An 11,130-nucleotide genomic window follows, 5' to 3' on the forward strand; every position below is an offset into this window, starting at 1 on the left:
GTTTCTCCTTTCACTCAAAACTAGAACTACTTATCTTTATTTTCTATGTAATTGGATTTATTACATGTATACTACTGTTCTTTAACTTTCAAAATCCGTATCGAATTTTTTTATTAATTTGTAGTTTTTTATTTTTAACTGGATCCAATTATTACTTTAAAGAAACATTAAATTTTAGTAAAAAAACTCCAAAGCAACATAAAACTTTTTTAAGTACACAAGAAGACTCTTTTCCAAAAGAAGTCCGTAAATTTTCAGAGGATTACAATAACATAATAAGGAATGATTTTTATGAAATACCGATGATTCCTACTGAATTACAGATTACAAGCAAAAAACATTCTTCCCATAGTACATCTTTCTTAGTTGAACTTTATAATAGCGAGAATGAAATTACTGATGACTCTGTACAATTAACTCCATCAGACCGTTTTTATATACTGTTAAATACACAAAAAACAAAAATATCAAAAATAGTATATGAAGGGCAAAATTTTTTCACATTAACAGTCACACTAAAGGCTCTTAATTTACAGCAAGAACCAGAAATTCATAATATGTTTTTAGAAATAGATAAACGTAGAGCGATGAATCTTCTTAATTTTGAAATTAAAGCCCATACTAAAGAATGGAAAGTAACATTTAAAAGTGATAATTCTTCTTCCAATCTTCCTATCACATTTAATTTTGAAAAACGAACAGACAAATTATAAAAATAAAAAGAGTTATTTTCTTTGAAAAATAACTCTTTTTACTTTACTTACTCCAAATCTTTCTCCCAGTTTGGGCATCAATATAACGAATTTCCCGACTACAATCAAAAGGTTCTTTATGTTTTTCATCTGTCGTTTGTTTGTACAGTAGTTTGTATTTCGTTTCCTCTGCATCATGATCTACAAACCATTCTAATTTAACTCGGATAGCCTCTCTGTATATTTCTAACGCTTTTTCTTTTGTTACTTTTGGTGTTGTTTCATATGTAAGTAATTCTTTTATAAAGTTGCCAGACTCTCCAGAGTAGTGCATCACAGCACCATTTTCTGCATTGATGTTGATCATAATATATTTCCGCTCTACATGAATGTCATTTACATAGATTGAAAAGGAAAACCTCTCTATCCCCTCTTCCTCCTCATAATTATCCCAAAGTTGAACATACTTTGTCGCATCTGGGATAATATGCTCTAAAAATTGAAGTGCCTTGCTTAAACATTGCTCTCTTGATAAGATTGTTTTCCTTTTTTTCTCATCCTTCCACATAAAAAAAGAAAGCAATTGATTTGTTTCTTTATCTAGAGTAATTACAACGAATTCATCATGTTTCAACATTGGAAAATGTTTTTTATAAAACTCATCCATTGAATATGAATCCTTCTCTTCTATTTCTTTTTGTAATTCTTCTTTTAATACAAATTTTATCCGGACTTCATCCTCATCTACTTTTTCATCTATTTTGACAAACTTCCCCTTGTCCCAATCAAATAAATCAAACACATCTTTTTTTTGACTACTCTTTAGCGGTTTATCAACAAGTACTGTAGAAGGTAATTTATAGTGTTCTGGCCCATATAAATCTTTACCTGTACTTGCATCAATAAACGCATGACTAGGCTCTGGTTCATATACAAGATGGTACCCTTTTACTTCTTCCCCGTTTTCATACTCACATGAAGAGTATGTTAAATCTACAAATACAAGTCTCATATCTTGTCTAGCTTTCAAATTTTCTAAAACGATATTCTCCCCAACAATTTCACTTGGCCATAACGGTTTTTTCTCTATGGCTTTTTGTCCATTGTAATGAAAATGCACAACATTACCTGAAGGGTGCACTTGCACAACACACCCAGTATTCGGCAATGGATAGCTATTCACTTCTTGCATATAATTTACTTCTTTCCAACGGCGCCTGTCGTCCTTAACCGTTACATATGTATAGAATTCATATCCTTCTTTTGTATATTTTTTTAAGAATGTATTTGCAACCTCTCTTGCTTTATTCTCCTCTATCGCTCCCTTATCACTCGAAAAAGAATTTCCATCATCTATCCTAAATTCAATTAAATTACCAGTATGTCTATTTAATGTAATTTGTATCTGTTTCTCCTCATCATCTTTATGTCCCCACCATAATAGATGATACGGGTCATCAACCCCTTCTTGATCATCTACAACAAGCCTATATTCATCTGGAATTTCAATAATATGAGCTACGTGCTCTTTTCTTTCTTTATCTTTTTGATTCACCATACCCTCTCCTTCGTTACAATTTAAGGTAATTATAACAAAGAAAACCAAAACTTATTAACAAAAAAAGACTAGAGATATCTCTAGTCTTCTACTTCGTCTCACGATGTAACGTTACTCGCTTTAATCGTGGACAATATTTTTTTAGTTCGATGCGTTCTGGATTGTTTCGTTTATTTTTTTTAGAAATATAATTACGATCACCGCACTCCGTACAAGCTAATGTAATATTTACACGCATAGGTAATTCTCCTTTCTTTCAAAGATCGCAAACTAAAACGTAATGATTACGATTTACATATTATAAAACTTCATTCTATTTGTCAATTGCAAAAACAAGAAGATTCTATTTAGAATCCCCTTGTTTTTATAGTTAAATAAATTTTATTAAAACGATTCGTATGTAACAAACTCACTAATTGGCTTTCGATATCCTCTTGGACGAACTTTAGTCGTATCACTTTTCCCTATCGTAATCATTAAAACAGGTATTACATGCTCTGGCATATTTAATTCACTTTGTACTGCTTTTTCATCGAAACCAATCATTGGACATGTATCATAGCCATAATATTTAGCTGCGTACATAAAAGTCATCGCACTTAACGAAGCATTTCTAATCGCTTCATCCTCCATGAAACGCTCTCCTTTTCCTTCATATAAACCTTTCGTTTGCCTAATGGTATCTTCATATTCGCATTCATCAATCATTTTTAAAACTTTCATACCGAAGTAAATATTTTCAACATTTTGGTATGCTCTTTTATCACCACAAACGAGCACTACCGCTGATGCACTCGATACTTTATATTGACCGAACGCTAATTCTTTTAATCTTTCTTTTCGCTCTTGATCACGAATTACAACATAATGTGTGTGCTGCAAATTATAGCAAGATGGAGAAAGCTTAGTTAACTCAAATATTTTTTTAAAATCCTCATCAGGGATTTCTATACCTTGTATAAATTTCATTGCAGAACGTCTAGCAATTGCTAATTCTTCAAAGTTCACCGTATATCCTCCTTAATAACTATAAATTTAAATATACATTAATTTATACAAATGGATAAATCAAATAAAAACACTTTAAATCCGAATAATAATTATGATTAACAGCAAAAAAGACAAAAAGCTGAAACAATTAGTTCATACGAAATTCACACGAATCTATTACTATAGAAATTGTACATAGTGAACTTATTAACAATCACGTTTATTTATATAGAATCTTACTCGAAAGGAGTTGAAAGTATGAAAACTAAATATCGCTTTATGATCTCATCATTTGCCGCTTGTGCTTATATGATTTGGTATTTAGTATAATAACAACCTCACTTGTAAATAGGAAAAGGTGTGTATATAAAATGGAATATAATCAATCAACAGTTAACTACTGGAAAGCTTTTGTATTACCATATACATTTGCTTTAGAAGAGTTAAAAACTAAATTTGAAATTATGAACCGGGAAGCTCAATTTTTAGAGGATTACAACCCGTTTGAACATATAAAAACAAGACTAAAACAACCTGAAAGTATTATTAAAAAGCTTGAACGTAAAAATTTATTACCGACAGTTGAAAATGCCCAAAGGCATTTACAAGATATTATTGGTATTCGTATTACATGTTGCTTCGTAGAAGATATTTATCATTTAAAAGAAGTCATTCAAAAGCGTGAAGATATGGAAATCATAGAGGTAAAAGATTATATCGCTAATCCAAAGGGAAACGGTTATAAAAGTTTACACATGATTATTAAATATCCTTTATCACTGAATTCTGGTACAAAAGATGTATTTGCAGAAATTCAGTTACGTACACTGGCAATGGACTTTTGGGCAAGTTTAGAACACAAACTTTATTATAAATATGAAGGGAAAATACCGGAGTATTTAAAAGATGAACTACATGATGCAGCAATGAAAGCTGAAGATCTTGATAATAAAATGGCCACAATTCGTCAAGATATTGATGATATTGAGGCATGCTCAAATCAAATTATGCTACCACTATAAAAAAAGGTTCTCGCCAATGAGAACCTTTTTTGTACCATTTTTTAGAAGTGCGACTCCCACACTTATTAAAGTTTCACGTTATTTTTTCTCTATCGTGCGAACCTCTTCAATCTTCCATTTCTCATCTTCTTTTCCAAGAGCGTACTGTACTTTCTTTTGAAGAGTGACACTATCGTCTACTTCCTTTTCTTTCGTTTCAACAATAACATACCCTACTTTACTAGCTTTCATATCTATATGTTCCAATTCAATCTTCTTATTTCCCTTTTGAAATGCGGCTTCTTTTTGTGTTTTTAAGTCTTCAGCACTAGGCATCTTCTTTGAAAATAACTCCATATGTTCTGCAAAATTTTTTTCATTCGTCGTTCGCACAAATGTAGTAATAACATCTTGAATAGATTTCTCTTCTTCTTTTGTTATTTGTACCTTTTCCTCAGTTTTTTTAGTAGTAGATTTTTGTTCTACGTTATTCTCTTCTTGTTGACATCCAACTAGTAATACTACAAATACTAGAAGGAATCTTAATTTCCTAAATATTTTTTCCATATTCCCAACTCCTAAAAAGAAAAGTGAGGCATTTCGCCTCACTTTCGCTCTTAATTAACGTCTTCCTTTATTCGGATCGCCACCGCCAACGATATCAAAGACACGTTTCGCTATATTTGTATTCTCTTGAACGCCTGAGAATAAGTATTTACCTGGACCAAATGCATACACGTTCACATCTTCCCCTGTATGCCCACCAGTTGTCCAGCCTGTAACCGAGCGCTTATTGAAAATATCTTCAATTGCATTATCAATCTTTGTTACATCTTTTGACGGAGCTATATCATTTACAGCTTGAATTTCTTCTGGAGTTAATTGTAAATCAATATACTTTTTCAATGTTTCTTCTACATTTGCACCTTTTGCAATCTCATTTGCCATAAAGTCTGGTGTGCGTTTTGCAGCTTTAATTGGATCTACTTTAAAGTTATACTCGCCATTGGCACCTAAAGATAATCCACCTGTAGCGTGGTCTGCCGTTGCAACAACTAACGTATTTTTATCTTTTTTCGCAAACTCAATCGCTGCTTTGAAAGCTTTTTCGAAGTCTTCCATTTCACTCATTGCACCAACGATATCATTATCATGTCCAGCCCAGTCGATTTGACTTCCTTCCACCATTAAGAAGAAACCATTTTTATTTTTGTTCAAACGCTCAATTGCTGCATTAGTCATTTCTTCTAATGAAGGTGTTTTATCATTACGATCAATCATTTTATCTAATCCACCTGGTGCAAATAAACCAAGAATTTGATCATTTTTATCATTTAACAATTGATCTCGATCCGTTACATAGCTATAACCAGATTTCTTAAACTCTTCTGTAAGATTACGATCTTTTCTAACAAAGTTCTTTACACCGCCGCCAAGCATAACATCTACTTTATGCTTCCCTTTAATTTTCTCATCAAAATAATCATTTGCAATTGCGTCCATATTTTTACGGCTAATGTCATGCGCACCGAAAGCAGCTGGTGTTGCATGTGTAATTTCAGAAGTTGCAACAAGTCCCGTTGATTTCCCTTTTTCTTTCGCTTGCTCAAGAACCGTTTTCACTTCCGCTTTATCATTATCAACTGCAATTGCAGCATTATATGTTTTAATCCCTGCTGACATAGCTGTTGCTGCTGATGCAGAGTCTGTAATATTTTCATGCTCATCTTCTGGGTATGTTTTTTGTGTTCCTACAAGATGCTTATCAAATTCTGTAGATTCCATTTCAAAGGTTTTTGGATTATCTTTCATATAACGGTGAGCCGTCATATATGAAGGGCCCATACCATCCCCAATTAATACGATAACATTTTTAATCTTTGCATTGCTTCCGTTCTCATCTGCATTAACCTCACTAGAACGAGTAAAATTCCATGTTGCTACCGAAGTAACTGCTAATGATGCCACAACTGCAAATGGCCATGCTTTTTTCACAAACTTTTTCACTGTCTTGTCCCCCTAATTAGGTTATTCATTTCCCACTATCAAATTTAATGGAAGACTATTAAGAGAAAATTAGCTGTATGTAAATTTTTTGTTAACTTATGTAAATATCAGTTATAATTTGTATAACTTTGTCTCTTCGTATCAGCCATCCTGCCCTTTACAATTTAAATATAAACAGGTTGGATTTCATTTAACGTAAATCTCTTTTTTTTACATTTTGACTCTATTTTTATGAAATTAAATAGAAATGCGGTGAGCCTTTATGAAAATAGTAAAGCTAAATGAGTCTTTTATTTTTGAATTACTTAATCTTTGCAAATCTGTTGGATGGTTACACGATGAAATTTTTATGAAAAAGCAATTCGAAATGTATCTTTCTATCGGCACACTTGTAGGTTATATTCATGAAAACAAACTCATTGCGACTGGAGGAGTATTTCCCTTTACAAGTAACTTCACTTCCATTGGTATGTTAATCGTTCACCCTAATTTTCAAGGACGAGGAATAGGGCGCATGTTGCTAAATCATTGCTTGGAACAAATTCATCCAAAACAACCAATTGCACTTATTGCGACAAAAGCTGGCGAACCTCTATACACATCATGTGGATTTCAAACAGCAACAACAATTCATCGTTTTGAAAAGCAAACTACTAAGACGTATCCTTCTCACTTACAACAAGTACGAGAAGAAGACCTTATATCTCTTACTTCTCTTGATCAAATTGCAACTGGTGTGAATCGTTCTCTACTTTACTCTTTGCTATTACCAAGGGCCATACACGCTTTTAAAATTGAAAGAAATAACCGTATAGAAGCTTTTTCATTATGCATACGAAAGGGCAATATATTATGTATCAATCCACTTATCGCCAAGCAAGAAGAAGATGCTATTCAAATATTAAAAAAGATATGTGAATGTTGGAATGGTATAGTACGAATTGATGTCCCACACTCACAATTTACATTTCGTAAATTTCTTCAAACAGAAAATTTCCAAGAAACGCTCCTTTCACCTCTTATGATAAAAAATGGTAGCCAACTTCCTGGAAATCGTAATATGCTATTTGCTATGATAGATACAGCGTTATGTTAGAAAGGAGACACCTAATTGAAGCGATTTAGCTATTTTATGGTAGGTTGTCTTACTCTTACACTATTAGTAGGATGTAGTGCAGCAGAAAAGCCAGTAGAACAAGTAAAGCAAGTGAAAAATACAATTACAGCTAAACTAGCTACCGAGGAAAAAATGGTAGAAATAGATGGTCAAACCATTTACTTTAAAAAGATTGGTAATGAAAAACCACCTTTACTTATGATTCATGGCTTTGGAGGGTCATCAGATGGTTTTCAAAAGATTTACTCCGATTTAGCAAAAGATCATACAATTATTTCTGTAGATGCTTTAGGATTCGGGCGCTCATCTAAGCCAATGGATTTTTATTATTCTTTTCCAACTCATGCAAATTTGTATTATAAATTAATGAAAAAACTAGGGTATGATTCATTCGCAATACTGGGGCATTCCATGGGGGGAGAAATTTCTCTAAATTTAACATATTTATATCCTGAAGCAGTTACTCACCTTATTTTAACTGATGCTACAGGTGGTCCTCATACATTCGTTACTAAACAAGGCTCACCAAAACCACAATTGTCGACTGATTTAAATGCCGTTTCTTCTATTACTGATTATGATGAGAGCAAAGTGAAATTCAAACGTAACGATGAAGAGCATTATAACAAAATGAAACTATGGCCTAGACGTCTTAAAATTAATGCGAATGAAATGAAACAGCCTACTTTAATTATATGGGGCAGAAATGATAGTAGCGTTTCTTGGAAAGAAGGAGAAACGTATCATCAATTCTTAAAAAATAGCACTTTACATATTATTGAAAAAGGTTATCATGCACCATTTCGCCAAGAACCACAAGAATTTGTCGGGTATGTACAAGACTTCTTTAAGAACAATCCGATCAAAGTTGAAAAATAACATAAACGGGTATCTCATTTTGAGATACCCGTTTTCATATATTAAGCAGCTTGCTTTTGGCGTTTTTGAGTTTTTGATCCTAATACTTTCGGGATAACAAAGCCATCCATTCCAAATTTCCCAGCGTTCATACCGGCAACAAGAACAAACATAGATAAGATAACCATCTCAGGGTTCACACCAATTGACCCACTAAACATATAGGAAAAGTTCATTACAAGACCAAAAAAGACTGCTGTTTTTGTTAAACAGCCTACAATTAAACCAATTCCGACTAAAATTTCTCCCCATGTTACAAGCGTATTAAACAAATCTACATTTGGAATTGCAAATTCTTGTAAGAATGATGCCCACCAAGATTGAACAGCCGGTTGTGCACCTTTAGATTTTTCAATTGCGCCTTGCAAATAACCTGTTGCATCGAATCCTTTTCCTTGTAGTTTACCGATTCCAGCCATTAACCATGTGTAACCAAGATATACTCGAATTACTGCTAATACAAAAGAAACTGCTTTGTTTTCTCTTAAAAATTGAATAACCATATCTTCCTCCTAAAGTTGTAATTAAGTTAGTTACAGTTAATATAATAACATTAGTTACTTATTTTTCAAATGTTAATTATGAATAATTCATGAAATGTGTATGAAACATTAAAAACTAACGTTTATATAGTAACTTTTATTACCTGTAAAAACTTGAACATATCATACCACAGGTGATAATCATTTTCATTGAAAAAAATGTAAAATAATTGTGAGTTAAATGTGAAACACGTTTATTCGAATATAGAATAAACGTGTTTCACACTAATTATAGAATCGAAATGTATGTGTCTCCTCATCAATTAAACTCGCTTCTTGAAACGCTTCTTCTAACGTTTTCCCATGGTTAATAACCCCATAAAATAAGCGTATAGTAAACATAAGTGCTGCATTTCCATCTACATAATCAATCGATCCAATATATGATTTTGCACCACTATGTAAAAAGATTTTGCAATATTTTTCTCCCCTAACGTGCACCCGCTATTTACAATATGTGTATTATGCAATTTTGCATATTTATAAATTTCTGCTGTACCAAAATATCCTCTCGGTTCATCTTGTTCATATACTTCTTCGTCTAATTCTTCCATGACAAACTTTCCTTCTTCACCATGAAAGCAAAAAATAATATAATTAATATCGTTAAATAAGTTCTTTCCAGAAAGAACTTCCACAAAATCTTTCGGTCTACCAATCCAATATATCACAACTCTTGCACCAAAATACTCAAGAGATGCTCGGATTGATTGCGCCTCTAAATCCGAATTAAAACCAACTACTAATGCAATATTCAACATACAACCCCATCCTATAATCAGCCCTTATTAATCAGACTTTTATGGGATATATCCATTTCATATATGCCCGTTTCTTTCAAAAAGTCTGATCTATTTAAAACGACTTTCTGTAAATATTGCCTATATGCTGTAATTGTTCCATCGTGAGATACAATGCAAATTCTTTCAACACTCAGTTCATAACACCAAAGAAGAAATTCATCTACTATTTGCTGAAAACTATTCTCTGAAATAGTGTTTATACCTTCCTTCCATAACTGATTATTTGAGCTTTTCTCTATCGAAAAATGCGGAAATAACTTTGTTATCATTCCCTGATCTACTATATAATCGCACGGTAATGTTTTCGCTCCTTCTCGATAAGGAAAAATACGTGGAGATACATATGGATGGACTATTTTTTGACAAGCTACTTTCGCACTCCATATTGTCGCCGTTTGTAAAGTTCTAAGTGTAGGACTAACAATTAATATATCCGCTTCTTGTAATGATACATCACGTTGAAGTAATTTAGCTTGAGCCTTTCCTACTCTCGTCAATGGTGGGTCAAACACTTGTAAACTTTCTGGTAAATCCGTTGTATGTTTACCTTCACCATGCCGAACAAAAACGATTTTCATATTCAGTCTCCTCTTACTATAAAATCCTCACACATATTTCTTCCCTATTGCATTCTTTATTCCTGCTGTATAAAAACCGATATGTAAAAAAGGTTTGACACGAAGGTTTGTAAAATATTACAATATTACATGTAAAATACTTTTTACACCGGAAGGAGAATTACATATATGAAATGGATAATTGTCTTTATTGGAATGATTGTATGGGGATATATAAACGGCTTCTTTAGTAGTGATAAAACTGCTAATCCTTGGATTACAGATGATGAACGTGAAACAAAAATTAAACAAAAAGCAATTACGGCAAGCTGTGAAGGGAACCCGAATAGTGGTACATGAAAAAAACACCTCCTGAATTCGCATACTAAGTATGCAAATTCAATGGAGGTGTTTTTGGTTTGAAGACAAGAGTTCATTACCCAGAAGAAATAAAGTGGAAAGTGATTGAAATGAAAAAGGATGGATATTCCAATCGGACCATTATGGAGAAGCTTGGAATTAAAAATGTTTCCCAAATTAAGACGTGGATGAAGTGGTATCGTACCGGTCAAACGTACCGTTTTCAACAACCTGTAGGAAAACAATATTCTTATGGAAAAGGGCCAAAAGAGTTAAATGAATTGGAACAGCTACGGTTAGAAAATAAACAGTTAAAAACAAAATTACTGATATGGGGAAAGTATCTGGAAATCGAAAGGAGTTGAACCCGGAAACTGTAGTTACTTTATGGACCGATTTAAAAACAAAACTAACGGTAAAAGAATTGTGTAATGTATTAGAATTACCCCGGTCTACATTTTATCGTTGGTTACAACGAACAGTGGATCTAAGAGATGAGATAGAAGAGAAAATAAAGGATGTTTGTCTTCGGCATAAATTACGATATGGATATCGAAGAGTGACCGCAACTCTTCGGAAAATGGG

The 11,130-nt window shown here is 32.8% G+C and carries 11 protein-coding genes and 3 pseudogenes; 6 read left to right on the forward strand and 8 right to left on the reverse strand.

What is annotated here, in order from left to right; genetic code table 11:
- The coding region (locus ACO6VI_RS31870) for a hypothetical protein (protein ID WP_422425096.1) at positions 1–713 on the forward strand (713 nt) is incomplete at its 5' end.
- 43 nt (positions 714–756) lie between these two features.
- Here the strand turns inward: ACO6VI_RS31870 and ACO6VI_RS31875 are convergent.
- The 3 genes from ACO6VI_RS31875 to ACO6VI_RS31885 all read right to left on the reverse strand — a co-directional run bounded on the left by ACO6VI_RS31875 (position 757) and on the right by ACO6VI_RS31885 (position 3,258).
- Complete coding sequence (locus ACO6VI_RS31875) at positions 757–2,250, reverse strand: YcdB/YcdC domain-containing protein (protein ID WP_422425098.1); 1,494 nt, start codon at positions 2,248–2,250, stop codon at positions 757–759.
- 88 nt (positions 2,251–2,338) lie between these two features.
- Positions 2,339–2,488: a 50S ribosomal protein L33 gene (gene rpmG / locus ACO6VI_RS31880; protein WP_001265617.1), complete on the reverse strand. Its 150-nt coding sequence runs from the start codon at positions 2,486–2,488 to the stop codon at positions 2,339–2,341.
- Between the two features lie 146 nt (positions 2,489–2,634).
- The gene (locus tag ACO6VI_RS31885) at positions 2,635–3,258 is read right to left on the reverse strand and encodes a nitroreductase family protein (protein WP_001008498.1); all 624 of its coding nucleotides are present in this window, start codon (positions 3,256–3,258) and stop codon (positions 2,635–2,637) included.
- A 353-nt stretch (positions 3,259–3,611) separates the two neighbouring features.
- Between ACO6VI_RS31885 and ACO6VI_RS31890 the strand changes: the two genes are divergently transcribed.
- Entirely contained in the window at positions 3,612–4,262 is a 651-nt protein-coding gene (locus tag ACO6VI_RS31890) for a GTP pyrophosphokinase (protein ID WP_000456210.1), read from the forward strand.
- Positions 4,263–4,340: 78 nt separating this feature from the next.
- Here the strand turns inward: ACO6VI_RS31890 and ACO6VI_RS31895 are convergent, their stop codons facing one another.
- Both ACO6VI_RS31895 and ACO6VI_RS31900 read right to left on the reverse strand, forming a co-directional pair.
- A complete protein-coding gene (locus ACO6VI_RS31895) occupies positions 4,341–4,808 on the reverse strand; it encodes a hypothetical protein (RefSeq protein WP_000411095.1) in 468 nt (155 codons plus the stop codon).
- A gap of 54 nt (positions 4,809–4,862) precedes the next feature.
- The gene (locus tag ACO6VI_RS31900; RefSeq protein WP_000714908.1) at positions 4,863–6,248 is read right to left on the reverse strand and encodes an alkaline phosphatase; all 1,386 of its coding nucleotides are present in this window, start codon (positions 6,246–6,248) and stop codon (positions 4,863–4,865) included.
- A gap of 262 nt (positions 6,249–6,510) precedes the next feature.
- Between ACO6VI_RS31900 and ACO6VI_RS31905 the strand changes: the two genes are divergently transcribed.
- Together ACO6VI_RS31905 and ACO6VI_RS31910 are read left to right on the forward strand one after the other, a co-directional pair.
- On the forward strand, positions 6,511–7,344 hold the full coding sequence (locus ACO6VI_RS31905; protein WP_000706703.1) for a GNAT family N-acetyltransferase: 834 nt from the start codon (positions 6,511–6,513) through the stop codon (positions 7,342–7,344).
- A 15-nt stretch (positions 7,345–7,359) separates the two neighbouring features.
- Positions 7,360–8,244, forward strand: coding sequence for an alpha/beta fold hydrolase (locus ACO6VI_RS31910; protein ID WP_000819815.1), 885 nt, complete (start codon positions 7,360–7,362; stop codon positions 8,242–8,244).
- Positions 8,245–8,285: 41 nt separating this feature from the next.
- On the opposite strand, the gene ACO6VI_RS31915 is transcribed toward ACO6VI_RS31910, so the two are convergent.
- From ACO6VI_RS31915 to ACO6VI_RS31925, 3 genes and pseudogenes are all read right to left on the reverse strand, one after another.
- Entirely contained in the window at positions 8,286–8,786 is a 501-nt protein-coding gene (locus ACO6VI_RS31915; RefSeq protein WP_000236608.1) for a DoxX family protein, read from the reverse strand.
- A 264-nt stretch (positions 8,787–9,050) separates the two neighbouring features.
- Positions 9,051–9,586: pseudogene (locus ACO6VI_RS31920) on the reverse strand (delta-aminolevulinic acid dehydratase).
- 17 nt (positions 9,587–9,603) lie between these two features.
- A complete protein-coding gene (locus tag ACO6VI_RS31925) occupies positions 9,604–10,206 on the reverse strand; it encodes a histidine phosphatase family protein (protein WP_023523078.1) in 603 nt (200 codons plus the stop codon).
- Positions 10,207–10,374: 168 nt separating this feature from the next.
- Here ACO6VI_RS31925 and ACO6VI_RS31930 point away from each other — a divergent pair.
- Together ACO6VI_RS31930 and ACO6VI_RS31935 are read left to right on the forward strand one after the other, a co-directional pair.
- Positions 10,375–10,524 (forward strand): annotated as a pseudogene (locus tag ACO6VI_RS31930) (phosphoglycerate mutase); the annotation flags it as partial.
- A gap of 80 nt (positions 10,525–10,604) precedes the next feature.
- Positions 10,605–11,130 (forward strand): annotated as a pseudogene (locus ACO6VI_RS31935) (IS3 family transposase); the annotation flags it as partial.

It is taken from the genome of Bacillus sp. PSXD-155 (assembly GCF_049310765.1).
Lineage (GTDB): Bacteria > Bacillota > Bacilli > Bacillales > Bacillaceae_G > Bacillus_A > Bacillus_A cereus.